This is a genomic window from Shewanella psychromarinicola, assembly GCF_003855155.1.
GTDB classification, from domain to species: Bacteria; Pseudomonadota; Gammaproteobacteria; order Enterobacterales; family Shewanellaceae; genus Shewanella; species Shewanella psychromarinicola.
The window spans coordinates 4344589-4370692 of record NZ_CP034073.1 but is presented as its reverse complement, the minus strand read 5'-3'; the positions used below and the strand labels follow the sequence as shown (position 1 = coordinate 4370692).

General features: G+C 42.4%; 26 protein-coding genes. 15 read left to right on the top strand and 11 right to left on the bottom strand.

Translation table 11 applies throughout. The features are described from left to right. Window positions 1–39 precede the first annotated feature (39 nt). The 3 genes from rssA to nrdG all read left to right on the top strand — a co-directional run bounded on the left by rssA (window position 40) and on the right by nrdG (window position 4075). Window positions 40–978, top strand: a complete 939-nt coding sequence (gene rssA / locus EGC80_RS19105; RefSeq protein WP_124011777.1) for a patatin-like phospholipase RssA — start codon at window positions 40–42, stop codon at window positions 976–978. Window positions 979–1490: 512 nt separating this feature from the next. Then, on the top strand, window positions 1491–3608 hold the full coding sequence (gene nrdD / locus EGC80_RS19100) for an anaerobic ribonucleoside-triphosphate reductase (RefSeq protein ID WP_124011776.1): 2118 nt from the start codon (window positions 1491–1493) through the stop codon (window positions 3606–3608). After that, the gene (gene nrdG, locus EGC80_RS19095; protein ID WP_124011775.1) at window positions 3608–4075 is read left to right on the top strand and encodes an anaerobic ribonucleoside-triphosphate reductase-activating protein; all 468 of its coding nucleotides are present in this window, start codon (window positions 3608–3610) and stop codon (window positions 4073–4075) included. Before nrdD ends, nrdG begins: the two co-directional genes overlap by 1 nt. Window positions 4076–4109: 34 nt before the next feature. On the opposite strand, the gene EGC80_RS19090 is transcribed toward nrdG, so the two are convergent. Both EGC80_RS19090 and EGC80_RS19085 read right to left on the bottom strand, forming a co-directional pair. Continuing rightward, window positions 4110–5348, bottom strand: a complete 1239-nt coding sequence (locus EGC80_RS19090; protein ID WP_124011774.1) for an NADH:flavin oxidoreductase/NADH oxidase family protein — start codon at window positions 5346–5348, stop codon at window positions 4110–4112. Between the two features lie 170 nt (window positions 5349–5518). Then, a complete protein-coding gene (locus EGC80_RS19085) occupies window positions 5519–7996 on the bottom strand; it encodes a TonB-dependent receptor (protein WP_124011773.1) in 2478 nt (825 codons plus the stop codon). Window positions 7997–8441: 445 nt separating this feature from the next. On the opposite strand from EGC80_RS19085, the gene EGC80_RS19080 reads away from it, so the two are divergent. The 3 genes from EGC80_RS19080 to EGC80_RS19070 are packed head-to-tail and all read left to right on the top strand — an operon-like array spanning window position 8442 to window position 10400. Further along, a complete protein-coding gene (locus EGC80_RS19080) occupies window positions 8442–8798 on the top strand; it encodes a YibL family ribosome-associated protein (protein WP_101032117.1) in 357 nt (118 codons plus the stop codon). A gap of 37 nt (window positions 8799–8835) precedes the next feature. Next, window positions 8836–9444, top strand: a complete 609-nt coding sequence (gene ribA, locus EGC80_RS19075; protein WP_101032116.1) for a GTP cyclohydrolase II — start codon at window positions 8836–8838, stop codon at window positions 9442–9444. 20 nt (window positions 9445–9464) lie between these two features. Then, the gene (locus EGC80_RS19070) at window positions 9465–10400 is read left to right on the top strand and encodes a hypothetical protein (protein ID WP_124011772.1); all 936 of its coding nucleotides are present in this window, start codon (window positions 9465–9467) and stop codon (window positions 10398–10400) included. 28 nt (window positions 10401–10428) lie between these two features. On the opposite strand, the gene EGC80_RS19065 is transcribed toward EGC80_RS19070, so the two are convergent. The 9 genes from EGC80_RS19065 to suhB all read right to left on the bottom strand — a co-directional run bounded on the left by EGC80_RS19065 (window position 10429) and on the right by suhB (window position 18550). Further along, on the bottom strand, window positions 10429–10842 hold the full coding sequence (locus tag EGC80_RS19065) for a VF530 family protein (protein ID WP_124011771.1): 414 nt from the start codon (window positions 10840–10842) through the stop codon (window positions 10429–10431). A 109-nt stretch (window positions 10843–10951) separates the two neighbouring features. Continuing rightward, window positions 10952–12424 (bottom strand): carbon starvation CstA family protein, encoded by a 1473-nt coding sequence (locus EGC80_RS19060; protein ID WP_101032113.1) that lies wholly within the window; start codon window positions 12422–12424, stop codon window positions 10952–10954. A 131-nt stretch (window positions 12425–12555) separates the two neighbouring features. Further along, entirely contained in the window at window positions 12556–13266 is a 711-nt protein-coding gene (gene btsR, locus EGC80_RS19055) for a two-component system response regulator BtsR (protein WP_124011770.1), read from the bottom strand. Further along, window positions 13263–14939 (bottom strand): sensor histidine kinase, encoded by a 1677-nt coding sequence (locus tag EGC80_RS19050; protein WP_124011769.1) that lies wholly within the window; start codon window positions 14937–14939, stop codon window positions 13263–13265. The genes btsR and EGC80_RS19050 overlap by 4 nt, the downstream gene beginning before the upstream one ends. 436 nt (window positions 14940–15375) lie before the next feature. Next, complete coding sequence (locus EGC80_RS19045) at window positions 15376–15726, bottom strand: replication protein RepA (protein ID WP_101032110.1); 351 nt, start codon at window positions 15724–15726, stop codon at window positions 15376–15378. Then, the gene (locus tag EGC80_RS19040) at window positions 15713–16381 is read right to left on the bottom strand and encodes an AAA family ATPase (RefSeq protein ID WP_101032109.1); all 669 of its coding nucleotides are present in this window, start codon (window positions 16379–16381) and stop codon (window positions 15713–15715) included. Before EGC80_RS19040 ends, EGC80_RS19045 begins: the two co-directional genes overlap by 14 nt. Before the next feature lie 101 nt (window positions 16382–16482). Next, window positions 16483–16785: a PilZ domain-containing protein gene (locus EGC80_RS19035; protein WP_101032108.1), complete on the bottom strand. Its 303-nt coding sequence runs from the start codon at window positions 16783–16785 to the stop codon at window positions 16483–16485. A 240-nt stretch (window positions 16786–17025) separates the two neighbouring features. Continuing rightward, window positions 17026–17430 (bottom strand): phosphate-starvation-inducible protein PsiE, encoded by a 405-nt coding sequence (locus EGC80_RS19030; RefSeq protein ID WP_101032107.1) that lies wholly within the window; start codon window positions 17428–17430, stop codon window positions 17026–17028. A gap of 316 nt (window positions 17431–17746) precedes the next feature. After that, window positions 17747–18550, bottom strand: coding sequence for an inositol-1-monophosphatase (gene suhB / locus EGC80_RS19025; protein ID WP_101032106.1), 804 nt, complete (start codon window positions 18548–18550; stop codon window positions 17747–17749). Between the two features lie 150 nt (window positions 18551–18700). On the opposite strand from suhB, the gene trmJ reads away from it, so the two are divergent. The 9 genes from trmJ (at window position 18701) to fdx (ending at window position 25923) form a co-directional block, all read left to right on the top strand. Beyond that, window positions 18701–19417, top strand: coding sequence for a tRNA (cytosine(32)/uridine(32)-2'-O)-methyltransferase TrmJ (trmJ, locus tag EGC80_RS19020; protein WP_101032105.1), 717 nt, complete (start codon window positions 18701–18703; stop codon window positions 19415–19417). A gap of 24 nt (window positions 19418–19441) precedes the next feature. Beyond that, window positions 19442–20263, top strand: coding sequence for a serine O-acetyltransferase (cysE, locus tag EGC80_RS19015; protein ID WP_101032104.1), 822 nt, complete (start codon window positions 19442–19444; stop codon window positions 20261–20263). Between the two features lie 257 nt (window positions 20264–20520). Next, entirely contained in the window at window positions 20521–20982 is a 462-nt protein-coding gene (gene iscR / locus EGC80_RS19010; protein ID WP_124011768.1) for a Fe-S cluster assembly transcriptional regulator IscR, read from the top strand. A gap of 81 nt (window positions 20983–21063) precedes the next feature. Beyond that, entirely contained in the window at window positions 21064–22278 is a 1215-nt protein-coding gene (locus EGC80_RS19005) for an IscS subfamily cysteine desulfurase (protein ID WP_124011767.1), read from the top strand. A gap of 71 nt (window positions 22279–22349) precedes the next feature. Beyond that, the gene (gene iscU, locus EGC80_RS19000) at window positions 22350–22733 is read left to right on the top strand and encodes a Fe-S cluster assembly scaffold IscU (protein ID WP_101032101.1); all 384 of its coding nucleotides are present in this window, start codon (window positions 22350–22352) and stop codon (window positions 22731–22733) included. Between the two features lie 14 nt (window positions 22734–22747). Next, window positions 22748–23071, top strand: coding sequence for an iron-sulfur cluster assembly protein IscA (gene iscA / locus EGC80_RS18995; RefSeq protein WP_101032100.1), 324 nt, complete (start codon window positions 22748–22750; stop codon window positions 23069–23071). A 54-nt stretch (window positions 23072–23125) separates the two neighbouring features. Next, window positions 23126–23650, top strand: a complete 525-nt coding sequence (hscB, locus tag EGC80_RS18990) for a co-chaperone HscB (RefSeq protein WP_124011766.1) — start codon at window positions 23126–23128, stop codon at window positions 23648–23650. Window positions 23651–23719: 69 nt separating this feature from the next. Then, window positions 23720–25579 (top strand): Fe-S protein assembly chaperone HscA, encoded by a 1860-nt coding sequence (gene hscA / locus EGC80_RS18985; protein WP_124011765.1) that lies wholly within the window; start codon window positions 23720–23722, stop codon window positions 25577–25579. A gap of 8 nt (window positions 25580–25587) precedes the next feature. Further along, a complete protein-coding gene (gene fdx / locus EGC80_RS18980; RefSeq protein ID WP_101032097.1) occupies window positions 25588–25923 on the top strand; it encodes an ISC system 2Fe-2S type ferredoxin in 336 nt (111 codons plus the stop codon). Window positions 25924–26104: the final 181 nt, after the last annotated feature.

Genomic DNA, 26104 nt, shown 5'->3' with positions numbered 1-26104 from the left:
TTCGTAAAGATTAATATGCTGAGCATGGAAGGAAAAAAGATGACAAAGCTCACCGTGGGATTAGCCCTAGGCAGTGGAGCCGCGAAAGGTTGGGCACATATTGGGGTATTGAATGGTTTAGCCAAGTTAGATATTTACCCTGACAAAGTTGCGGGTTGTTCAGTGGGTGCATTAGTGGGCGCGGCCTATGCGAATAATCATTTGGGTGAACTTGAAACCTGGGTGAGTGGTTTTTCGAGTTGGGACGTACTCGGATTAATGGACTTAGGCTGGCGTAAAGGCGGCTTAATTAGCGGCGAGAAAGTATTTGATGTCTTAGCTAATCGCATTGGCGATATCAACATTGAACAGTTAAAACGTCCTTTTGCTGCAGTGGCTACCGATTTATATTCTGGACAAGAGATTTGGTTTAAAGAAGGTGACTTACGCCATGCGGTTCGCGCCTCATGTTCTATGCCCGGCTTTTTACCCCCAGTACAGCAAGGTCATCGCTGGGTTGTTGACGGCGCCGTGGTCAATCCGGTACCTGTGTCATTAGCCCGTTCGATGGGGGTTGATGTGGTTATTGCAGTGGATTTAAACGGTCATCGCCGTGATCAACTTCATAAGGCCCCAGAGCAAGTAAAAAGCCGAAAAGCGAGTAAGTCAGAGACGATTGATGAAAAGGCAGAGCTTGAATCAGGTTTTATGGATTTATGGGGCAAAGGCAAAGACTACATGAGTGTCTTAACTGACAAGCTTGCTATAGGCAGTTCAAAATCCCATCCAGGTATGTTGGCCGTTATGTCACAATCAATGGATATTTTAGAACAACGCCATAAACGCTCGCGTTTAATGGGCGAGCCACCAGATATTTGTATTGTGCCTTATGTTAATGACATTGGCACAATGGAATTTCATCGTGCAAAAGAAGCCATTAAAGCGGGTGAGCAGGCAGTAAAAGATATTCAACATTTAATTGAAGCGACCTTAAATTAACACTTATGCGGTGTCGAATATGAGTCATGTGCCCATTACGGATGCACGAGTTCGATACCGCTCGATTAATGTTTATGCAATAACGGTATTGTCCAAGTTGGGTTGTTGTCATCATTATGTTCAATGCTCCTTTAATAAAGAGTCATTGGCAAGTCACTTAGTTTGTTGATATGACGACTAGAATGGTGTTCGATGACAGCGTAGCGCGCTTAAGCGTTATGTTAGCTTGTTGAGTACCGCGCTAGCGGTGTTTGAATATGGCAATATTGATTTACGAAAACACTCCATATTGTGAAACAATTTACCATCTCTCCCCTTGTATTTTTATCCGACGGATCAGTGAACATTCCTACAATATCTTTTGCTGAAAGCAAGATGTTTTTCAATATTAAGTAGTGCTGAGAATTATGATCTGGATCAAAGTAACGCTCAGCGTTAATGTGTCTAATACACTCTATATTGTGTTTTTTGTAAATTAAAGTTCTATATATAGTGCTTGTAAGGATGGTCGTATGCTTGTAGTCGTGAAAAGAGATGGATGTCGAACCGCCTTTGATGGATGTCGGATCAAAGAGGCTGTAGTAGCAGCAATGGAGTCTGCAGGTCAAGCAGATCATCAATATGCGCAGCAGTTAGCGCAAACGGTTGAACAGCAAATGGCTGCGAAAACCGAAGTTGATATTCACGAACTACAACATGCAGTCGAAAACTTATTAATGTCTGGGCCGTATAAATCGGTGGCACGTCATTACATTGAGTATCGCCATGATCGCGATACCCATCGTGAAACTCAAAGTAAATTAAATTGTGCTATTCGCGGCTTGGTTGAGCAATCAGACAGTGCCATTTTAAACGAAAACGCCAATAAAGATGCCAAAGTGATCCCCACTCAACGTGACTTACTTGCCGGGATTGTTGCCAAGCATTACGCCAAAACTCACTTATTACCTAAAGATGTTGTCGAAGCACATGAAAAGGGCGAAATCCACTATCACGACTTAGACTACGCACCATTTTTCCCGATGTTTAACTGCATGTTAATCGATTTAGCCGGCATGCTGACTCATGGCTTTAAAATGGGCAATGCTGAAATAGAACCGCCTAAATCGATTTCGACCGCAACGGCTGTGACGGCGCAAATTATTGCACAGGTGGCGAGCCATATTTATGGTGGCACAACGATTAACCGTATTGATGAAGTGTTAGCTGAGTTTGTACAAATTAGTTATCAAAAGCACCTTAGCGTCGCTAAAAAATGGCAAGTGGCCGACGTGGAAGATTATGCGATGACTCAAACCGAAAAAGAGTGTCATGACGCGTTTCAATCGCTTGAATATGAAGTCAACACCTTACATACCGCCAATGGACAAACGCCCTTTGTTACCTTTGGCTTTGGATTGGGGATATCGTGGGAATCTCGTTTAATTCAGCAATCTATGTTAACTGTGCGCATGGCTGGCTTAGGTAAAAACCGTAAAACGGCAGTATTCCCTAAATTGGTGTTTGCGATTAAAGATGGCGTGAATCATAAAGCGGCTGACGTCAATTACGACATTAAAAAGATGGCATTAACCTGTTCAACTATGCGCATGTACCCTGATATTTTAAATTATGATCAAGTGGTGAAAGTCACTGGTTCATTTAAAACTCCGATGGGTTGTCGTTCATTTTTGGGCACTTATGAAGAAGATGGCCAATTGGTACATGAAGGACGCAATAATTTAGGTGTTGTTAGCCTTAACTTACCGCGTATTGCGTTGGAAGCAGGTCAAGATGAACAGCGTTTTTATCAATTACTCGACCAGCGACTACTGATTGCACGCAAAGCGTTAGATACTCGCATTGCTCGGTTAACCGGGGTTAAAGCGCGAGTGGCACCAATTCTTTATATGGAAGGGGCGTGTGGCGTGCGCTTAAATGCCGATGATGATGTTAGCGAGATCTTTAAAAATGGTCGTGCGTCAATTTCGTTAGGCTTTATTGGCCTACACGAAACCATTAATGCCTTGTATGGCAATGCTGAACATGTGTTTGATAACGCTCAATTACGTGAGAAAGCTGTTGCGATCATTAATCATTTGAAGCAAGCCACTGAATCTTGGAAGCAAGAAACGGGTTATGGTTTTAGTTTGTACAGTACTCCTAGTGAAAATTTATGTAGCCGTTTTTGCCAGCTTGATACGACTCAGTTCGGTGTGGTGGCAGGGGTGACAGATAAAGGCTATTACACGAATAGTTTCCATTTAGATGTTGAAAAGCAAGTGAATCCATACGATAAGATTGATTTTGAACAACCTTATCCGGCTATCGCCAATGGTGGATTTATTTGCTACGGCGAATACCCTAACATGCAGCACAATATTGAAGCGCTCGAAAATGTTTGGGATTACAGCTACAGTCGGGTGCCATATTACGGCACCAACACTCCGATTGATGAGTGTTACGATTGTGGCTATATCGGTGAGTTCAATTGTACCAGCAAGGGCTTTGTTTGCCCCAAATGCGGTAATCACGAACCTAGTCGAGTGTCTGTGATTCGACGAGTTTGTGGCTATTTGGGCAGCCCAGATTCACGGCCGTTTAACTTTGGTAAGCAAGAAGAAGTGAAGCGCAGAGTGAAGCATTTATAATGTATTATAGTGCTTATCATAGTATTGATGTGATCAACGGCGAGGGCAATCGCTGCACGTTATTTGTCAGCGGTTGCGAGCATGCTTGTAAGGGATGCTATAACCAAAGCACTTGGCGTGTCGATGCTGGGCATGTATTTAGCCAAGCGTTAGAAGATCAGATTCTTAATGATTTAACCGACAGTCGTATTTTCCGTCGCGGCTTATCGTTAAGCGGTGGTGATCCGCTGCATCCCGCTAACCTTGAAGCGATATTGAAATTGGTGATGCGGGTAAAGGATGAATGTCCCGAGAAAGATATTTGGTTATGGACCGGTTACCAACTTGCTGATCTAAGTGAGCAGCAACAAACCGTGGTGAACTTGGTGGATGTAATGATTGACGGTAAGTTTGAACAAGATAAAGCTGATCCCGCGCTATTGTGGCGCGGTAGCAGCAATCAACAGGTTTATCGTTTTAACAGATAGTGTTTGAATCTAGACGGTGTTAAGCATGAGTGTTTTAAGCGTTCGTGATGCCTAAAGCATGTCGATAACTCTTAGTGCGTTGTTTCGTTCTAAATTGATCGACCACTAAACTCCACAAGGGGGAATCATTGGTTTGTGGTGGTTTCCCTTGGCTTATGCGGCGAAGTTGGCGTTTAATGATAGCCATAGTTGCCAGCCCAGCTAAGGGCTTACTTTGCCAATTAACCATTGGAATAGACGGGATAAACTCGGGCTGTGTTCGCCACTTATTGGCTAAGTTGGGATAAAAGGCGAGGGCGCTGGCAATACCGCATAAGGCAAAGCCGGTATCAATGACTTGTTGTGCCACTGGCAGGCGATAAATCCCCCCTGTTAACATTAAAGGTATAGGGCTGCGCTGGACCAACTGCGCGGTTAAACTTAAAAAGTAAGCTTCTCGAGCTAAGGTGCGTTCATCGGCACTGCGACCTTGCATAGCGGGTGCTTCATAGCTGCCGCCTGATAATTCCACCATTTCTACTTGATGCTGCGCCAGCATAGTAATGACTTTTTCGGCATCGTCGATATCAAAGCCACCCCGTTGAAAATCGGCTGAATTGAGTTTTACCGCAATGTCAAAACCGGCACCACATCTCAGCCTAACTTGCTTGACCACTTCCATTAATAGTTTGGCACGATTATGAAGACTTCCGCCCCATTCATCATTGCGCCTGTTGGTTAATGGCGATAAAAATTGTGCCAGTAAATATCCGTGTGCGGCATGAATTTGTACGCCATCAAACCCCGCTTGTTGAGCCATGCTGGCTGTGGTAACAAAACGTTGGATAACGTCGTCAATATCTGCAGTAGTCATGGCTTTAGGCTCAGAAAACATTGATGAATGTTTACCTAGATCGAGTGCGATAGCTGATGGGGCAATATTCTTACCGCCCATGGTTTTAAACACCTGTCTGCCGGGATGATTGATCTGCATCCATACTCTGGCACTATGTTGTTTAGCCGTTTTGGCCCATTGAGTGAAGGGGGCAAGTGCGCTGCTAGAGGTTAATACCACGCCGCCAGGGCCGGTCATGGCTAAGGGATCAATCATGACGTTGCCGGTGATCATTAATCCAACGCCGCCTTTTGCCCAAGCATCATATAAGCTGAACAATGCGTGATCAGGTTGTTGCAGGGCATTAGCAAGATTTTCTTCCATGGCGGCTTTGACCAACCGATTAGGAATAATTGCGCCATTGGTCAAGGTGTATGGGGTAAAAATGGTATTAGCCATCAAATAATATCCTAAGGTAACCGCTTGAATTAATGTCTCGGTTATCCTACATGTAGCCTAGATAGTCAATTATCCTTATCAAACAGGGATAAAAAAGCACTGCAAAAGGCAGTGCTTTACACCATGTTGTCATTCGATTTTGATCAAACCGAACCCAAACCACTATTGCATTAAATTCGATAGGTTACCGTTAACTTCGCGTTGCGCTCTTCGCCGGGCAATCCGCCTAAGAACATGGCTTTATCGTAATAAGTTTCATTAAAGATGTTATTAATGTTCAATTGAACTTTATAACGCTCAACATCATAACTAATGGCTGAATCGATTACGGTGTAACTTGGTACGTAGCCGTCAGGTATGCCAAACGAACTTGAGTGTGTACTACGCTCATCCACATATTTGGCTCCTAGGCTTAATGATAGTGGCGCTGATAAGCCCAATTCTGCTGCATAAGTTACCCAAGCCCCCGCGGTTACATAAGGCACACCTTTTTGGCGTTGGCCATAATCACTACTATTGGGATTTTGATTGTCTCTGGCATCTTGGTAAACCGCGTTAAGGTTCACTTTCCACTGGTCACTTAAATAAGCATTCAGATCCAGTTCTACCCCTTTGGTATCTTCGCTGCCATCATAAAAGTATGGGTCAATATCAGGCGTGACCGCGCTACTGTCGTAATTTGGGTTGGTATAAGCCAGATTGGTGCGTGAGGTTTTAAACAATACTAATGATGCCAATAATTGGTCATCAAATGCTTTGGCGCGAATACCCAAATCATTACTGATTGATTGCGAATCTTCGCGGTCAGCTTCATTACCTTTTACGTCGCCTAACACACGGTATGCTGTTCGGCCTTTAGAGTGATTAACAAATATAGAGATATCGGCAGTAGGCATAAAGGTTAAGCCTAAATTGTAGGTTACACCGTTATCTGTGGTGTCGGCTTCTGGCTGAGGATCGGCTAGGCTACTGCTGTAGCGGGCATCAACACCTAAGTGTTCATAGCTTTGTTTAATCTCATTAAAGGCAACGCCAATACGGCTGGTAAAGCCGCCCCCTAAGTAACCCACATGTTGTACGCCCAAACCCCATGCAGTGACAGATTTATTGTAGTTACTGGTTAATAATGGGTCGTAATCTTCAAATTCTCCTTCACCCCAATTTGGGTTACGGATATCATAAATAAAAGGTAGAGAGCCTTGATAGGATTGATTGCCGTTGGGGTCTTTCAAGGTATAGTCGGCGTCGTAAATCGAATACTGCTTAAAGCGGATATCGCGGTCTTCAACGTTAACATTGACCAGTAATTCGTTACTAATGTTGCCAATGTCAAAGTCATAACGTAAGTCGGCAAAATACTGCCATGACTTTTCGTCTGCGGACACTTTGCGGTATTCCTGACGACGTGCTGCGTAGGGATATAACACATCATTTTCAACAAGCGGCGCACGAGGATTTTGGTTAATCACTCCATTTCGTTGCCAATATACATAGTTATAAGCACCCGTTTGACGAGCAAAAGCCGTTTCGTAATTACGATATTGCAGCTGTTGGTTTAAGAATAAGTTATCGGTGAGGTAAATATTATGGGTGAGTTTAAAGCGCAACTCTTCACCTTGGTTGTCTTTCGCCATCGGTGAAATAAGCCCATTGGGACCAAACTCATATGGCGTTTGTCCGTCACTGGCACTTAACGAGTCAGCCAGTTGTTGGCGCTGCTCATCGCTAAGTTGTAAACCTTTGCTGCTTGGGTCGTTAACCAGATCTTGCCAGCTAACGTCAGCTGCAGTTTTACCATCGACAGAAGCGGCATTATAAATACGGATAGGATGGCCAATCGAGTCAACCGGAATGGCATCGTTAATGTAAGCAGCAGATAGCATCAGATTTTGGTTGTCGTCTAATACAAACTTTAGTGAGCCATAAACTTCATCTCTGTCGGTACCCAAATCGCGATAGCCATCACTGCGGGCACTTTTAGCCACCACTCGATAAGCCATATCGTCGGTTATTGCGCCTGTGCTGTCGGCCATCAATGAATAAGTGTCCCATTGACCCACTTCTGCTTCAAACAACTGTTTACCGTCAAATGCTGGCTTTTTCTCAATAAGATTAATGACGCCGCCTGCGCTGCCCATGCCATAAAGTCCTGTTGCAGGCCCTTTGAGCACCTCGACTGAGCTGACGTTGGTCAGCGAACGTGTTGGGTTAAAGGTGTTACCTAAACCTGCGCCGCCATACATACCATCATAGGTATAGTTGGCACCTAATCCGCGCACCACTAAGTTGTCGCCAATACCATAATTATTGCCCGCTTGAGTCACTCCGCTGATGTTACGCACCAACTCTTGCATATTAGTGATGCCTTGCGAGTCAATTAATGCCTCATCAACAATAACCACCGCTGCGGGGGTTTCCATCAGTGACATATTCGATTTGGTCGCCAGTCCTGAGTTCATCACCACGTGGTTTTGTCTGCCGTAAACAGTAATACGTTCATAATCAGTTGGGGATGATGTATTGGCCTTATCAGTTGATGCCTGTGTTCCTGCTTTAGGCTGGCTAATGGGAGTTTGTGCGAGAGCATAAACGGGAAACAGTACACCTTGACAGGCAATGGCAAGGAGAGATAAACGGAGTAACGTCATAACAGGCACCTTTATTTACAATAGTGCGAATGATAATGATTATCATAAGTATTGCAATAGTGATTTATCTCAAATGTCGTAAAAAGGGGATATAGGTGATTTGGTTGCGGATCAATTAATCAATATGAGTGAGAAATGCGGATCACTAACTTGGCAGCGAAGGGCATAAACCATGGGGCGATTAGGTATATACGATGGCATAAAACACATTACGTAAGTCATGCAAAATGTGCACAGTCCAATAGTGTTGATTGTTTGTTGTAATGTAATAATATCTTGATTATTTGTATGGGGTGAAAAAGTTTGCTGGTACATTCATATATCAAGCGTTTGCTATTCGCATCTTAGGGGGTTTTGGGTATATAATCTGCCTCCGAAACGGTGTTGTGATAAACGCATAAGCGAAAATGAATCATTAACACAGTAAAGCATTGAAGGTAATCAAATGAATTTAAAGCAAGAGCTGCAGACTTGGAATGATAAATTAGACAAGTTTCGTCGCAAATTAGCCGCGGCTGAAGCACGTGGTGATGCCGCGATTGTCCTGCAGTTTAAGAAAGAAGTGGCAACCGTTACTAAGCGAATCGCAAATATTAAAGGCCAACAAACACGTCAGTTTAGCCAAGAAGGTACAGCGTTGAAAGCGCTAGGCTTTAAGCGCACGCTAACCAAAGCAGAACAAGCTGATATGGGCAAGTTAAATAAATCAGTTAAAGGCTTAGTGGTTGTGCATCCTTTAACGGCATTAGGCCGTGAAATGGGCATTAAAGATGTAACAGGTTTTGCTCCTGCTAAGTTCTAATATTTTCTTTTACAGTTAGTTGTCGTAAGGTTAATTCATGTCGATAAAGTATATCGCAACATCTAAGTTACCCACTCCTTGGGGGGTTTTTGCTATGCACGGTTTTGAAGAGACCGCCACGGGTAAAGAACACGTTGCGTTGACATTCGGTCAACTGGATCCCACTCAACCTATGCTAGGTCGTATTCATTCAGAATGTTTGACCGGTGATGCATTATTTAGTTTACGTTGTGATTGTGGATTTCAATTACAAGCAGCAATGCAAAGCATTGCTGAGAAAGGCCAAGGCTTTTTGTTGTACTTACGTCAAGAAGGACGTGGGATTGGTTTGCTCAATAAAATTCGTGCTTATGAGCTGCAAGATGCTGGCGCCAATACGGTAGAAGCTAATTTGCGTTTAGGTTTTGAAGCGGATATGCGCAAGTACGACATGATTTTGCCTATGCTAGAGAAAATTGGGGTCACTAAAGTGAAGTTGATGACCAATAATCCGCGTAAAGTCATGGCAATGCAAAATGTTGGCATTGAAGTGGTCGAACGTATCCCATTACAAGTAGGTAAAAATCGTTACAACGAATCATATTTAAAGACCAAGTCAACTGAAATGGGTCATATGATGTCGGAGCACTACTTCCACGATGAATAGCCTGACAACATAAAGTTTAGATGATGATGAAACAAAGGCAGATCATACCACTCATTGGTTCATCATCGTTTAGTTATACGCGTTTTTTGTATCCTTTTTCTCGCGTCATATCCGTGACGGTATTACTCATTCTTGGCAGTAATATTAGCCAAGCATCTGAATTATCTCCCGCTACATCGCCTGAATTGATCTCTGAACCAGATGCTTCTCATTATGCATTTGCCAATTACTTAGGCAGTGGTATTTATCGTACCTCTGGCCAAAGTGCTGCTGTTGCCAATATCCCGATGGGATTCGAACTTGATTCAGCAGATGATTACGTGTTGAAGTTACGTTTTACGGCATCGTTTGGTTTTTTTGATTATTCATTTAATGACTTACCTCAAGGCAGTTTTCCTAACAATGTGGGCACTATTACTTTAACGCCAGGGCTTGAATATCATTGGCTGGTGGATGATCAGCTAACATTGGAGAGTTATGTTGATTTAGGCTATGGGCATAATTTTTCGACTTACAGCCATGTCGGGATTTTTTCCACAGGCATATCGGCCCTCTATAAACTTGATGCGCCTTTATTCACCCCTGTATGGGTAAACCGAGTGTATTATGCCGGCTATCAAAGTAATCAAAATGACAGCACAGAAGGCTATTCGGTATTTAAAACCGGTATCGACTTTGGGGTTAATTATGATTGGCAGTGGCAAGATACCCTTGTGGCGCCGAGATTTTTTATTGCCGCACATTGGTATTTTGACAAACTAAAATTCGTCACCCCAGTTGGTAATGATGTTTTAACCTCATACACTTATGAAATCGGCACGACATTAGCCTTTTCAAAACCCATCAGCTTCAGTGCGATAGGCTTAGACAGCGTAAAAATCGAACATTTTGGGTTCAGTTATCAAGTGGGTGGCGGGCTTAAAGTTTGGCGATTAATTTTCGAATTTCCGCTATAAGCCCTGGCAGAGTTTAGCCATTGATAAGCTAATTTGAGCTTGCTCCCCAAATATCGGCATTGACTGGTGTTGTTGATTCTGTACTTGCTGTGTCAGAGTCAGAGTCAGCTTTAGCTTTAGCGGCAACCGTTTTATTTGAGACGGGTTTAGCTGACGGTGTTTTTACCTTCGCAGGCCGCGTTTTAGCCGCAAAAGAACCGCGGTTATCGTCTTTAGGTGGCGGCAAGGGCAGTTTGTTGGCCTTAAGATATAAGTATTCAACTTTATCACGCGCCCAAGGCGTTTTACGCAGAAACTTCAAGCTTGATTTTACACTCGGATTATCTTTGAAACACTGAATATTTATCCTAGATCCTAATTCTTCCCACCCGTACTTTTCAACGAGTTCAGTAACGATAGTTTCTAGTTTAATGCCGTGAAGCGGATTGTTTGCTTGGGTCATGGATTGTGCGAGCTAATTAAGTTTGCAATATTATACCCACATTGTCGCCAAAGTGATATCAACGTAAAAATGGCAGCCAAGGCTGCCATTTATTTAACCATACTGAATGTTATAGCTCGTTGGCTAGTTCAACTTTATCATCATCGTCAATATCATTGTCCGTATCAACATCGCCTTTGCCTTTGGTTTTTATGATCACCATCGCAGTGATTATTGCTGTGGAGACTAAACCTGCAATCGTTGACACTGTCATCGGTAAACCTGCGCCTAATGTTGATGAGTTGAGTATGAAACTAATCACCACACAAGTCATAAACATCGCCGGTACAGTACAAATCCAATGAAATTTATTATGGCGCAGTAAATAAGCTGCTGCAGTCCATAACATCATCACTGCGGTAGTTTGGTTTGCGACACCAAAGTAGCGCCAAATCACCCCGAAATCGACTTGAGTTAGCACCGCACCTACAACAAAAAGGGGCACTGCAAGCATAAGGCGCTTAGGTAACTCGATTTGTTTAATGTTAAAGAATTCAGCCAAGATTAAGCGAGCTGAACGAAATGCAGTATCGCCAGAGGTGATAGGTAATACAATGACACCCAAGATAGCTAAGAAGCCACCAAATGTGCCCAATAATCCGTTAGAGGCTTCGTACACTACGTTAGCTGGGTTGCCTGCCATACCGGCATTTAATCCTTCTACACCACCAAAGAATGATAATGCAATGGCACACCAAATTAGCGCAATAATACCTTCGCCAATCATGGCACCAAAAAACACAAAGCGGCCATTTGACTCATTTTCAACACAACGTGCCATTAATGGTGATTGTGTAGCATGGAAACCAGATACGGCACCACAAGCAATGGTGATGAACAAGGCAGGCCATAATGGCATGTCGTTAGGGTTTAAATTAGTAACGAAGTCACCCATTTCAAAACCCGCTAACATGGTGTGTTCGCTTGACATGGCTAACGCTATGATAAGTCCCACTGACATAAATACCAGTAATGCGCCAAAGAATGGGTATAAGCGACCAATGATCTTGTCGATAGGAACGATGGTGGCAATTAAATAATAGACAAAAATAATACCAACAAAGAGGGTAACATCTAAACCAGTCAGTTTGCTCAGTAAGCCAGCAGGTGCAGAGATGAATACCACGCCGACTAACAATAATAAGATAATGGCAAACAAGTTCATAAAGTGCTTGGCGTTTTTACCTAGGTATTTACCTGCTAAGCTGGGTACTGACTGACCGTTATTGCGTACCGATAGCATTCCCGAGAAGTAATCGTGAACCGCACCGGCAAAAATACAACCAAATACAATCCACAACATAGCGGCTGGGCCATATAATGCGCCTAAAATAGGACCAAAAATTGGCCCCACACCGGCAATATTTAGCAGTTGAATTAAATACACTTTACCTTTGGACATTGGCACGAAGTCGACGCCGTCTGTTTGGGTGAAAGCAGGTGTTTGTCGCTGGGTATTGATGCCGAATACTTTTTCGACAAAGGCCCCATAAATAAAGTAGCCGCCGATTAGCAGGCCCACACAGAGTAAAAACCACGTCATTTTGTTATCTCCCCATTTTTAAGTGATATCACTGTAAAGCAGTTTTTATCAAAAAAGGGTGACAGTTAATTAAGTGGTCGGATCGGGTGCCTAAGCGGTAAATAGGCAGACTAAGCGGCGAGATGAGTTGGTTATTGGTAGCCCAGTAATAATTTAAGCTCTTTTAAATAACGGCGTGAAACGGGCACTTTTGCACCACTACGGGTAGTGACTTCTGCACCTGAATCAATGAGTTCTATTTCAGAAATAGCGTTGGGAGATAATAAATATTGTTTATGGCAGCGGATTAACGGGGTTTTTTCTTGCAACACTTTCAAGGTTAATTGGGTGTGACAATAATTTTTATTTGAGCACACATGGATCCCACCGACATCACTAAAAATATATTCAACATCAGCCGTTGCGACTACTTTGAGTTTATTACCGCTGTAACAGGGTAAATGGGCTAACTGAGTTGGGATCATAGGGTGCATCATTTGTGGTGACAGATCGGCTCTGACTCGATTGAGTGTTTGGTTAAAGCGTTTTTCATCAATGGGTTTGAGTAAATAATCAAAGGCATTGTTGTCAAATGCTTTAACGGCATATTCATCATAAGCAGTGACAAAGACGACTCTAGGCATATTTTCTGGGCTAAGCATGGCAATCAGTTCCATGCCGTTAATACGCGGCATTTGAATGTCGACAAAAATTAATGCGGGTTTTAATTGGTTGATTTGTTGCAGTGCTTCAATCGCATTGCTGCATTGCCCCAACACCTGAATATCTGCTTGTAGTGCCAATAAATCGGCGATTTCTTGACGAGCAAAAGGTTCATCATCAATGATTAAACAGGAGATCATTGGTCTATCTCCTCCAGAGGTAAACGCACACTGATGCAAGTGAATAGATCGGTTTTACACTCGACCTCAATCCCGTATTGGTCACCAAATAAATTTTGGATCCGTTTGTGGACTAAATTCATCCCTAAACCCTCAGTGTTAGTGGATGGTTGGTATAAACCTGCATTGTCGGTCACGCTGAGTAATAAGTCTTCGCCATCGGGTGTGGCTTTTACATTAATAATGCCCGCATCAAGTAAGCGCGATGTTCCATGTTTAACCGCATTCTCAATCAAAGGTTGTAAGGTAAACGCGGGCATTTTTAGATGATGGTAAATTGCCGGAATATCAATGGTAACCTGCAGTTTATCAATAAAACGAGCCCGCTCTATGGAGAGGTAAGCATCAATATGCTCAAGTTCATCAGCCATGGTCACCAGCCCGGTGGTGCGAGTTAAGTTGATGCGCAAAAACTGGGATAATTGCTGTAATAATTGCTTCGACATTTGTGGGTCACGTTTAATAATGGCGCTGATAGTATTGAGCGCATTAAATAAAAAGTGCGGATTAACTTGCGCTTGTAACAATTTAATTTCTGCTTGCATCAATAAACTTTTCTGTTGTTCAAATCGCCCGTAGAGAATTTGGTTTGACAGTAACCTTGCAATCCCTTCGCCTAAGGTGCGATTAATGTTTAAAAAGAGCTTATTTTTAGGTTCGTATAACTTAATGGTGCCAATGACCTCATCGTTACTGAGCAGTGGTATGACTAGACTTGAACCTAAACTGCAATTAGCGGCTATGGAGCAAGCATAGCTAGTGTCGACACCATCGGCAAACATCACCCGATTGTGTGCAATGGCATCAAGGGTGATTTGGGATGAAATTGGCGTATTAGGAATATGATGATCAGCCCCAATACCAATAAAGGCGAGTAATTTATGTCTGTCTGTAATGGCGACAGCCCCGACTTGGGTTTCTTCTATGACGATTTGGGCAACCTTTTTACTCGACTCCAAATCAAAGCCCTTGGACAATAATCCGACACTGCGTTCAGCTATTTTGAGCGCGTTGGTCGAAAAACTGGATGAGAGTTTATCAAACATGGCTTTTTGGTCGCGAACAATACTCATAAACATCGCCGCGCCTAGGGAGTTAATCAGTAGCATAGGTGGAGCGATTAGCTTGACCAATTCCCAAGCTTGGTCAAAGGGTTTTGCGACCAGTAAAATAATTGACATCTGCATTATTTCAGCCATAAACGTCACCCCAAATACGATAATAGGCTGATAAGCCAATTCAGGTTTACCGGCTTTTTTTAAATAATAGCTGATCATCCCAGCAGATAAGCCTTCTAAGGTGGTCGATATCGCGCAGGCAATATCGGTAAATCCCCCCATAGAATAACGGTGTAATCCACCCGTTAGCCCAACCAACAAACCAGTGACTGGACCACCTAGCAATCCGCCTAATACAGCCCCCATCGCCCGAGTATTGGCAATGGCTCCTGATGTTTGCTCACCAAAGTAAGTTGCCATAATGCAAAAGCTGGAGAACACAAGGTAGATAAAGATTTTATGAGGTAAGCGTTTTGATGTTTCTGCAAAAAATTTAAATAACGGCGTTTTACTGACTAAGTAAACGAGAACTAAATAAACACACATCTGTTGTGTTAGCAGTAATATTAACGGCATATTTTCTCTTATGGATTCATTAAAGGCAGTCAGATTTTGGTGGCTAAATATATTATTTTTTTGCTCTGATAAGAGAGCCATTACTGGTTAGCTGGGGGTCGCTAGTGGCGTCTCGTTGCCACAAATATGAGTGCAATATAAATAATACTACTTTAATTTTAGCATGATATTAAAAGGCATCAGCAGTAATTGATTATCAACTCAAGGCTATGACCGAATAGAGATTAGAGATAACGTATCTCTGTGCGCAGCTTATTATCGGGTCCGATCTCTAATAATGACTCGTCTTCAATGATGAATTGTCTGTGCTAATCAAGTATATCTGCGCCCACACGTTGAAACCATTAAAGGTCAATGTTATGGGTATTTGATCACATCATTGGACATCGTGCTTGCCAACATATCTGTTGATAATACTCATCGAAAAGTCCTATCGTTAGCGTGATGTTTTTCTTAATAAATCAGATTGCTTGGTGTTACTTTGCTGATAAAAATCATCAATGAGTATTCTGAGTATTTTTGATTTAGCCACTTTGTTGCTTTTGGCTATCTCATCTAATTGTGAAATACTTTTTTCGGTTAATGTAAAAGTGGCATGACGATAAATTTTAGTACTTTTTTTATCGAGCCCTTTTAGAAAGTCTTGAGTCGTTGAGGTGATAACGGGCTGGTCATGAGACGCCCCTAAACCCAACGCATAATTATTAGCATCTTCAATAAAGTCGTCAACAGATACCTTGACTCGGGTATCTTTAGTTTTCTTGCGCTTAAGATCAGTTAAACTCATAGCTATTTTCTGGCGGAATGGCAAACAGTTCATCGGCAATGGCTCTAATTTCATCAGCAGCTTTACCGCTAGGATCGATTTCTAGGACAGAAGAGCCACTTTCTTCACTATCATCATAGATATTACGACTAAACGTCACTGAGTTGAGTGCACGTAAACCAAAAGACTCCACGACTTCCTTCGCTTCTAAAATACGTTTACCTTGAGATGGCAGTGCAGGGCATTGCGTTATCACAATGGCTGCAATCATTTTGGGATTGACCATCTTACAGGTACTGAGCATGTCTTCCATATGAGGTAAGGTTTTAAGATCGCGACGCTTTGGACGAAGCGGGATCACAACATAGGTTGCTACAGACATGGCCGCTCGCATTGCAAGGTTATCTTGGCCGCCACAATCAACAATGACATAGTCAAACCGTTCATTTAAACTCAGCAGATCATTACGGATTTTGCCATAAAGCTGAATACAATTGATGGCTTTTAGGCTGGGGTCATTATTGCGAGCTTGGATCCAGTCTGATGTGGTTCGTTGCGGGTCGCAGTCAACCATTAGCACATTGGCATCGTATTTTTGACTAATGTGTACGGCAATATTTTGTGCTAAACAGCTTTTTCCACTGCCACCTTTTTCTCCGCCGACGAGCAATATCATGTTGTGATCCTTGATGCTAGGCGCCTTGTTGCACCGAAAATATTGATTGGTATTTTATTTTGAGTACAGAGCCGCCATAGGGTACTGCATAAAATAATCAATTAAATAAGCTGTAAAGCAATATGGTAACTGTAAGGCGAGCATTCGGTACAGCGACAGACTTGGCCTTTAATCGTATTTTGTTTATTGGTATTTTCATTGAACGTTAATGCGATCAAATCACCGACTTTAAAACTGGCTTTGAAGTCAAATAAGACTCCTTTGCGGGCGAGGTCAATACAGATACCATGGTCTATACATGATTCGCCTTGTGCATTAATCCAATCTAGACGGATCCGCTCAGCTTCCATATCTAAACGTAAAGAACTGCGTTTTTCTTCGAACCCTGTTGGCTCTTGCCCCATTATGTATCTCCTTGAAATGGTTAATCTGTCAGCATCTATATCTGTTGCTTTGTGACGGTTCATTACCAACAATACTTAATATCTATTAATCTAACAATTTTCTGGTTTTATTCTATAATTTCAGCTTTTAACGTTCTACTGTTAACTTTTAGCATAGTTACTTTGTTAAGCAAAACCAAACTTTGGTCAACATGCCGAGTAATCGATACTCGGCTTTATTTGGCTGAACCGTTAAGATGATTAATTATCGTAGTCTTGGTTTTTAGGGTAAGGCATTTTCAATTGGCCCCAGCGGATCACGATAACGGTGCTCGCCAGTAAAATGGTCGAAAGCGAAATCGCTAAAATACGCCAATCTTCCATGCCCTTCATGTCTAAAATTAAATACCGAGCCAAGGCGACAATCGCAATATAAAGCGGCATACGGATAGGTAATTTACCTGATTCGATATAATTGACCACCATAGCTAATACTTCAAGATATATGAATAGTAGGAGTAAGTCAGCTAGTTCCACGGTTCTAATGTCAAACATATGAAGAATTTCTTCACCAATGGCAAATACGGTCGCCAGTGCAATAATAAATAACACTAAATATTCGATACTTTTTAAGGATTTTAGGCCTAAGTTTCGCAGTTGTCGCATAATCTTCTACATTAACAAAATCAAGATACTATTATTGACGAATTTGGGATGATTTCCCAGCATTGTTGCTCTATTTTGCAAGATATATCATGGCTTTTTAATAAGTTCTGTCTTAAAAAACGTTAGCCGTACTGAACTGATCAAGTACACCATATGATTGGTATGACTCATTTTAAGATTGACTGGGATAAAACAAGAAGTGTTACAAGTATTGCAGGGGCTCTATATGACAGACATAAAAAAACCGCTATAGCTGTGCTTTAGCGGTTTAAATCGATTATTGCTAAGGATCTATACAATAATATATGGCTAACGATTAACGTTTTAAGCCTTCATTTAGTAAAGGACGCATGGTTTTAACCAGTTGAGTCGTCACTTTCGGGCTACCAGCAACAATATTGCCTGAAATCATGTAGTTATGCGCACCCATGAAGTCGGTAACGGTACCGCCTGCTTCACGACAAATTAAGTCGCCTGCAGCGATATCCCATGGCTTTAAGCCAATTTCAAAGAAACCGTCTAAACGGCCTGCAGCAACGTAGGCTAAATCTAACGCAGCTGAACCGCCACGACGAATATCTGCACACAATGGGAACACTTCACTCAGAATAGCCATATAGCTTTCTGTGTGTTGGCGTGCTTTAAATGGAAAACCGGTGCCGATCATCGTATTGCTTAAATCATTGACATTGGTTACACGCATACGGAAATCATTGAGCTTAGCGCCTTTGCCGCGAACCGCTGAAAATAATTCTTCACGGACAGGATCGTAAATAACGGCAACTTCAATTTTGCCTTTATATTGAACTGCGATAGATACCGCAAAGTGAGGAATACCACGAACGAAGTTGTTAGTGCCATCCAAAGGATCAACTATCCAAACATAGTCTTTGTTTTCACCACGGTTTTCACCGTTTTCCTCACCAATGACGGTGTGGTCTGGATAAGATTTACGAATTTGATAAGTAATAGTTGCTTCTGCTTCCTTGTCCACACTAGTCACAAAATCATTAATACCTTTACTGCTTACCTCAACACGATCAAGCTCAGTATAGGCGCGCATAATAGTTTGGCCTGCGGCGCGTGCGGCGCGCGTGGCAATAGTCAGCATCGGATGCATTGCAATCCCCTGGATGTTAAAGAACGAGTAAAATAGCGCCCGCATTATACTTAATTTGACAGTTATATCAAATGCAGATTTTCATATAACGTAATTTTTAACGATTGTGTTAATATGTGGATAATATTTTTAGCTAAAAGAAAGTGCTACATGCTCAGTAATATTCGTGTTGTTTTAGTTGGTACCTCGCACCCTGGTAATATTGGCTCTACTGCTAGAGCAATGAAAACCATGGGCTTATCAAATTTATATCTTGCAGAGCCGAGAGCTGAGCCTGATGGACAATCGATAGCGCTGGCTGCAGGTGCGTCAGATATTCTTAAAAACCTGACTCGAGTTGATTCGTTAGAAGAAGCAATAGCCGATTGTAGCTTAGTGATTGCCACTAGCGCGCGCAGTCGTACCCTTGATTGGCCGATGCTTGATCCTCGTGAAGCCGGTTTAAAACTGAATCAAGAAAGCTTAAATGGCCCTGTTGCCATTGTATTTGGCCGTGAAAATCATGGCTTAAGTAATGAAGAGTTACAAAAATGTACTTATCACGTGGCTATTCCAGCAAACCCAGAATATAGCTCGTTAAACTTAGCGCAAGCAGTACAAATTATTTGTTATGAAACCCGAGTCGCGCACCTAGCGCAAACTGAAACTCCAGCAGTGACGGATGAATATCCATTAACCTCTGATCTGGAACGTTTCTTCGTCCATTTAGAGTCAACGTTGTCTAAAACTGGTTTTGTGATTAAAAATCATCCTGGACAAGTTATGACTAAACTACGTCGTTTATACACTCGTGCGCGTATTGAAGCACCAGAGATGAATATTCTACGGGGTATTTTGACTTCTATTGATAAGAAAGTGGATAAATAAGATTAAGCAGTAAAGGAACACATCATGGTCGTCATCGCTAGGCTAAAAGAAGATATTGAATCGATTTATCATCGAGATCCTGCCGCAAACAGTACCTTAGAGATAATATTTAATTATCCCGGTATGCATGCTATTTGGATCCACCGTATTAGTCATAAACTGTGGATCGCCAACTGGCGCTTTACCGCTAGGTGTTTATCGACATTTTCCCGTTGGTTAACGGGTGTTGAAATTCATCCAGGAGCGACGATTGGTCGCCGTTTCTTTATTGACCATGGCATGGGTGTCGTTATCGGTGAAACAGCTGAAATTGGTGATGATTGTACGCTTTATCATAGCGTTACTTTGGGAGGGACCACCTGGCAGCCAGGTAAACGTCATCCCACCTTAGGCAATAATGTGGTTATTGGTGCAGGGGCCAAAGTCCTTGGACCTATCACTATGCATGATGGTGCTCGTGTTGGTTCAAATTCTGTCGTTGTTAAGGATGTCGCCAGTGATCATACTGTTGTGGGCATACCCGGGCGAGTGGTGTCTTCACCGACCAACCAGTCAACAGAAAAAACTGAACGTCGCACCGAAATAGCTAAAAAGTACGGCTTTGATGCGTACGCAGTATCACCCGATAACCCCGACCCAGTGGCTAATGCCATAGGGCAAATGCTTGACCACATGCATTTAATGGACTCTAAAGTAGAAGAACTGTGTAATGCCATTCAACTTATGGGTGGTGAAGTGTGTACTAAAAAGTTGCCAGAATTAAACGTTGATGCGTTCGATGACGTTTCTCGAGAAGCTGCCACAAATCGTAAACAAGATATTGATAAGTTCGACCCGAGTATTTAAAAATCATTAAGTCATTGTAGATTCATGTCAAACAATTGGCCGATAATGCGATTAATTGCCTTATCGGCATTGAATCTTCCAAGATAAAAAGGTTAAATACCTTCTGCGAAAATATGGAACTTTTTGTGATAAGAAATGCCATGATATCCGAGTGCGTTAGTCATATTAATACCCGAGTGTTTTAGTAGGATTAATACTTGACTAAATTACTCGGGTATGTTCAAATTACTGCATACTTTTTGGGAGCAGTACAAGTTATGAAACTTACATCAAAAGGTCGCTATGCAGTGACAGCTATGCTGGATGTTGCGATTCACTCTGCTACTGGCCCCGTGCCTTTAGCCGATATTTCTGAAAGACAAGGTATCTCTTTGTCTTATCTTGAACAACTCTTCGCAAAGTTACGTAAACATGGTTTGGTGTCGAGTTTTCGTGGGCCCGGTGGTGGTTATCGTCTAGGTCTAGAAGCCAACGATATCTCAATTGGTATGGTCGTGCATGCTGTTGATGAATCTGTAGACGCCACTCGTTGTCAAGGAAAAGGTAACTGCCAAAGTGGTACTCGTTGCCTAACCCATTCTTTATGGGGTGACTTAAGTAAACAAATTTCAGAGTTTTTAGACAGTATTTCGCTTGCGGGTTTAATGCAAAAACGAGACGTTCAATTTATCTCGTTAAAGCAAGACGAAATACAAAAGGAACATAGATTGAGTTTGTAACTCCCTATGTTGATTGATAAATCATTATTATTTGTACGTTGTATGTAGCCTCATCTGAGACTGCTGAGTACGGAGTGTATTATGAAGCTTCCTATCTATTTAGATTATGCCGCCACAACCCCTGTCGATCCGCGTGTCGCAGAAAAAATGATGCAACACATGACAATGGACGGTGTGTTTGGTAATCCAGCATCGCGTTCACATCGTTATGGTTGGCAAGCTGAAGAGGCGGTTGATGTCGCCCGTAATCAAATTGCTGATTTAATCAATGCTGATCATCGTGAAATTGTGTTTACCTCAGGTGCGACAGAATCGAGTAACCTTGCGATTAAAGGTATTGCCCACTTTTATCATAAAAAGGGCAAGCACATCATCACTAGTAAAACTGAACATAAAGCAACCTTAGATACTTGCAGACAGTTAGAACGTGAAGGTTATGAAGTCAGTTATCTTGTTCCCGATGCTAACGGCATTATCCCAATGGAACGTTTAGCAGCGGCGATGCGCGATGACACAATTTTAGTCAGTATTATGCATGTTAACAACGAAATTGGTGTCATACATGATATCGATGCCATTGGTGAATTATGCCGTTCAAAAGGTATCTTTTTCCACATGGATGCTGCGCAAAGTGCGGGTAAACTTCCGATTGACGTGCAAACGACCAAAGTAGATTTAATTTCGATTTCTGGCCATAAAATGTATGGACCAAAAGGTATCGGTGCACTTTATGTTCGCCGTAAGCCACGTATTCGTCTTGAATCGCAAATGCACGGTGGTGGACACGAACGCGGTATGCGTAGTGGCACATTAGCAACGCATCAAATCGTAGGCTTAGGTGAGGCAGCCGCTGTTGCTAAACAAGACATGGCCGCTGATAGCGCACGTATTACCCATCTTCGTGACAAGTTGTGGAACGGTATTAAACATATCGAAGAAACCTATATCAACGGTGATATGGAACAACGCTACAGTGGTATTTTTAACGTAAGTTTCAACTTTGTTGAAGGCGAGTCGTTAATGATGGCCTTAAAAGACTTAGCGGTTTCTTCAGGTTCAGCCTGTACTTCAGCAAGTTTAGAGCCAAGCTACGTATTACGTGCATTGGGTTTAAATGATGAAATGGCACATAGCTCAATTCGTTTCTCTATTGGTCGCTTTACTACCGATGAAGAAATTGACCACTCTATTAAAACGATAAATGAATCTATTGATAAGTTACGCGAAATGTCTCCGTTATGGGAGATGTTCAAAGATGGTATCGATTTGGACCAAGTTCAATGGGCACAACACTAATTTAATCTCATTAAATGAGCGTAATACCATTAATCGTAAACTAATAACGACACAGATTTTGGAGTACTATCATGGCTTATAGCGAAAAAGTAATCGATCATTATGAAAACCCACGTAACGTAGGTTCATTTGATAAGAACGATCCATCAATAGTAACGGGTATGGTTGGTGCGCCAGCCTGTGGTGATGTAATGAAGTTGCAACTTAAAATTAATGCAGACGGCATTATTGAAGATGCAAAATTCAAAACATATGGGTGCGGCAGCGCAATTGCATCTAGCTCATTAGTAACAGAATGGGTTAAAGGTAAAAGTGTTGATGAAGCCGCGACCATTAAAAATGCCGACATCGCTGAAGAGTTAGCATTGCCGCCGGTTAAAATTCATTGCTCAATTTTGGCAGAAGATGCCATTAAAGCAGCAATTGAAGAGTATAAAAGCAAACAAGCTAAGTAATACCTGGAGTTAAGATGGCAATTTCAATGACCCCCGCTGCTGCTGATCGAGTTAGATCGTTTCTTGCTAATCGCGGGGAAGGCCTTGGCTTGCGCCTTGGGTTGAGAACATCAGGTTGTTCAGGTATGGCATACGTCATTGAGTTCGTTGACGAACTCAATGACGATGATGAACTTTATAATATCGAGGGTGTGAATATCATCATCGATGCTAAAAGCTTTATTTATTTGCAAGGTATTGAACTTGATTTTGTCAAAGAAGGCCTAAATGAAGGTTTTCAGTTCAATAATCCTAACGCAAAGGGTGAATGTGGTTGTGGTGAAAGTTTCACCGTTTAACGATTATTTACCTATTAAGCCGTTTATATCAAACAGTAAGCATGATATCTGCCCATGAATTATTTCGATCTGTTTAATGTTGTACCTGCCTTTGATATCGATACCGCCTTACTTGCAGAGCGCTACCGCGAACTGCAACGGGCGGTCCATCCCGATAAATTCGCTAATGATACCGAGCAACAAAAGCGCTTGTCAGTTCAGCGTACAGCACAAGTTAATGATGGTTATCAAACGTTAAAAAATCCCTTACGCCGTGCTGAACACATGTTGAGCTTACGCGGAATTGAATTAAGTCACGAAACCACCACATTGAAAGATGGTGCATTTTTGATGCAGCAAATGGAGTGGCGTGAAGCGCTTGAAGACATCGCGCATAACAGTGACCCGCAGCCATCAATTGATGAACTGTATGAATCGTTTGGTGAGTTTGAGTCTGTCCTCTCTGCTAAATTAGCGACGTTATTGGTCAGTGATGATAATGCAGATGCATTATTAGCGGCAGATCAAATTCGTAAGCTAAAGTTTATGGCAAAATTACATGATGAGTTAGCCCGGATTGAAGATGGCTTGCTCGACTGAATTCCCCAAAATTCTAAACCTTATTTATGATTAGCTCGACTAATCGATAACATAACAAGTTGGAACACTATGGCACTGTTGCAAATTGCAGAACCTGGCCAAAGCGCCGCACCGCACCAGCATCGTCTTGCGGTTGGGATTGATCTAGGTACCACCAACTCACTTGTTGCTGCGGTAAGAAGTGCTCAAGCATTGACCTTGCCTGATGAGCAAGGACGTCATTCGTTGCCTTCTGTGGTGCATTATGCTGATACCCGTGTGTTAGTGGGCTATGAGGCTCAAGAACAATCGGCTTTAGATCCACAAAATACTATCATTTCTATTAAGCGTTTTATGGGACGTAGCCTTACTGATATTCAGTCTGGTGTACATCGATTACCTTACGCATTACACGCAAGTGAAAACGGCTTACCGGTGTTTTCTACTCCTATGGGGCATGTTAATCCGATCCAAGTGTCTGCCGAAATTTTAAAACCGCTTATTGCGCGAGCAGAAACGACATTAGGTGGCGAATTAGAAGGCTTGGTCATTACCGTGCCGGCATATTTTGATGATGCACAGCGCCAAGGTACCAAAGATGCGGTAGAGTTGTTGGGTGTTAAAGTATTACGTTTACTGAATGAACCGACAGCCGCTGCCATTGCTTATGGGCTAGATTCAAAGCAAGAAGGCGTGATTGCCATTTACGATTTAGGCGGAGGCACTTTTGATATCTCTGTTCTTCGTTTAAGTCGTGGTGTATTTGAAGTGTTAGCCACTGGCGGTGATTCAGCTCTAGGTGGTGATGATTTTGATCATTTATTAGTGAGTCATTTACAACAAGAGTGGCAAATAACCGAGCCAGGCAGTCAATTAGCGCGTCAATTACTCATTGAAGCTCGCCGAGTTAAAGAAGCGTTGACCGACAGTGAAAGCGTTGAAGCCTTGGTCACTATTGGCGAAAAAACATTAACCTGCATTGTGGATAAAAGCTTATTTAACACGTTAATTGGCACGTTGGTGAAAAAAACCATAGGTAGCTGCCGCCGTACTTTGCGCGATGCTGACGTGAGTGTGGATGAAGTCATTGAAACCGTCATGGTGGGTGGTTCAACTCGCGTGCCTTTAGTGCGTGAACAAGTTGAAGCTTTCTTTAAAAAAACACCATTGACCTCAATTGATCCTGATCGTGTTGTTGCCATAGGTGCAGCTATTCAGGCTGATATTCTTGTTGGTAATAAGCCCGAATCAGACTTGTTACTGTTAGATGTGATCCCATTATCGCTGGGCGTTGAAACCATGGGCGGCTTGGTTGAAAAAGTGGTCACTCGTAATACCACCATCCCCGTTGCACGTGCGCAGGAGTTTACCACCTTTAAAGATGGCCAAACGGCAATGGTATTCCATGTGGTGCAGGGCGAACGCGAGCTTGTTGATGACTGCCGTTCTTTGGCGCGCTTTACCCTACACGGTATTCCGCCATTAGCGGCAGGTGCTGCGCATATCCGAGTGACATACCAAGTGGATGCTGATGGCTTGCTCAGCGTGACCGCGATGGAGAAATCCACCGGAGTTAATACTTCTATCCAAGTGAAACCATCATTTGGTTTATCGGATACTGAAATAGCGACCATGCTTAAAGATTCGATGAAGTATGCTAAAGAAGACATTACTCGTCGTATGCTGGCAGAGCAAAAAGTGGAAGCGGCGCGGGTGATTGAATCACTTAATGCTGCTTTGGCTAAAGATGCTGCTTTACTAGATGAGCAAGAACGCGAACAGTTAGTGGTTGCGATGGCACAACTTGATACAGTAGCACAACAAGACGATATTGATGCCATTGAAAAAGCGATTGCAAATCTCGATGACAAAACCCAAGATTTTGCGTCAAGACGTATGGATAATTCTATTAGAGCGGCGCTAAAAGGGCAGTCGGTCGACAACATATAGGTGAAATGATGCCACAGTTAGTATTTTTACCCCATCAAGAACTTTGTCCAGACGGCGCAGTACTTGAAGCCGAAGTCGGTGAGACCATTTTAAACGTAGCCTTACGTAACGGTATTCATATTGAACATGCGTGCGAAAAATCATGTGCTTGTACTACATGCCATGTCATTGTTCGCGATGGCTTTGACCAGCTTGACGAAAGTGATGAGTTAGAAGATGACATGCTTGATAAAGCATGGGGATTAGAACCTGAAAGTCGTTTATCTTGCCAAGCTAAAGTTGTGGATTGCGATATGATTATTGATATCCCGAAATACACGGTCAATATGGTCAGCGAAGGGTAGTCTTTGCCGGAGTGTTAACCCATCAACAGCCCTATTTATAGCGGGTAATTGATCACAAAAAAAGAGTCAATCTACTAAGATTGGCTCTTTTTTTATCGGTGGTTATTGCCGATATTCATTTTACATAAACTTAGCGTATATATGCGAAATGCTTATTTTTGAGCACTTTGTTGAGCACTCT

Coding starts and splice junctions, on each gene's coding strand:
- EGC80_RS19070 (WP_124011772.1), top strand. CDS start 9,465: ATGATGATGAAACAAAGGCAGATCATACCACTCATTGGTTCATCATCG.
- EGC80_RS19080 (WP_101032117.1), top strand. CDS start 8,442: ATGAATTTAAAGCAAGAGCTGCAGACTTGGAATGATAAATTAGACAAG.
- EGC80_RS19040 (WP_101032109.1), bottom strand. CDS start 16,381: ATGATATTGCTCGTCGGCGGAGAAAAAGGTGGCAGTGGAAAAAGCTGT.
- EGC80_RS19065 (WP_124011771.1), bottom strand. CDS start 10,842: ATGACCCAAGCAAACAATCCGCTTCACGGCATTAAACTAGAAACTATC.
- EGC80_RS19035 (WP_101032108.1), bottom strand. CDS start 16,785: ATGGGGCAAGAGCCAACAGGGTTCGAAGAAAAACGCAGTTCTTTACGT.
- EGC80_RS19060 (WP_101032113.1), bottom strand. CDS start 12,424: ATGACGTGGTTTTTACTCTGTGTGGGCCTGCTAATCGGCGGCTACTTT.
- EGC80_RS19030 (WP_101032107.1), bottom strand. CDS start 17,430: ATGCGACAACTGCGAAACTTAGGCCTAAAATCCTTAAAAAGTATCGAA.
- EGC80_RS19045 (WP_101032110.1), bottom strand. CDS start 15,726: ATGAGTTTAACTGATCTTAAGCGCAAGAAAACTAAAGATACCCGAGTC.
- iscA (WP_101032100.1), top strand. CDS start 22,748: ATGGCAATTTCAATGACCCCCGCTGCTGCTGATCGAGTTAGATCGTTT.
- ribA (WP_101032116.1), top strand. CDS start 8,836: ATGTCGATAAAGTATATCGCAACATCTAAGTTACCCACTCCTTGGGGG.
- cysE (WP_101032104.1), top strand. CDS start 19,442: ATGGTCGTCATCGCTAGGCTAAAAGAAGATATTGAATCGATTTATCAT.
- fdx (WP_101032097.1), top strand. CDS start 25,588: ATGCCACAGTTAGTATTTTTACCCCATCAAGAACTTTGTCCAGACGGC.
- EGC80_RS19085 (WP_124011773.1), bottom strand. CDS start 7,996: ATGACGTTACTCCGTTTATCTCTCCTTGCCATTGCCTGTCAAGGTGTA.
- trmJ (WP_101032105.1), top strand. CDS start 18,701: ATGCTCAGTAATATTCGTGTTGTTTTAGTTGGTACCTCGCACCCTGGT.
- EGC80_RS19050 (WP_124011769.1), bottom strand. CDS start 14,939: ATGCCGTTAATATTACTGCTAACACAACAGATGTGTGTTTATTTAGTT.
- btsR (WP_124011770.1), bottom strand. CDS start 13,266: ATGATCTCCTGTTTAATCATTGATGATGAACCTTTTGCTCGTCAAGAA.
- suhB (WP_101032106.1), bottom strand. CDS start 18,550: ATGCATCCGATGCTGACTATTGCCACGCGCGCCGCACGCGCCGCAGGC.
- EGC80_RS19005 (WP_124011767.1), top strand. CDS start 21,064: ATGAAGCTTCCTATCTATTTAGATTATGCCGCCACAACCCCTGTCGAT.
- iscR (WP_124011768.1), top strand. CDS start 20,521: ATGAAACTTACATCAAAAGGTCGCTATGCAGTGACAGCTATGCTGGAT.
- hscB (WP_124011766.1), top strand. CDS start 23,126: ATGAATTATTTCGATCTGTTTAATGTTGTACCTGCCTTTGATATCGAT.
- rssA (WP_124011777.1), top strand. CDS start 40: ATGACAAAGCTCACCGTGGGATTAGCCCTAGGCAGTGGAGCCGCGAAA.
- iscU (WP_101032101.1), top strand. CDS start 22,350: ATGGCTTATAGCGAAAAAGTAATCGATCATTATGAAAACCCACGTAAC.
- EGC80_RS19090 (WP_124011774.1), bottom strand. CDS start 5,348: ATGGCTAATACCATTTTTACCCCATACACCTTGACCAATGGCGCAATT.
- hscA (WP_124011765.1), top strand. CDS start 23,720: ATGGCACTGTTGCAAATTGCAGAACCTGGCCAAAGCGCCGCACCGCAC.
- nrdD (WP_124011776.1), top strand. CDS start 1,491: ATGCTTGTAGTCGTGAAAAGAGATGGATGTCGAACCGCCTTTGATGGA.
- nrdG (WP_124011775.1), top strand. CDS start 3,608: ATGTATTATAGTGCTTATCATAGTATTGATGTGATCAACGGCGAGGGC.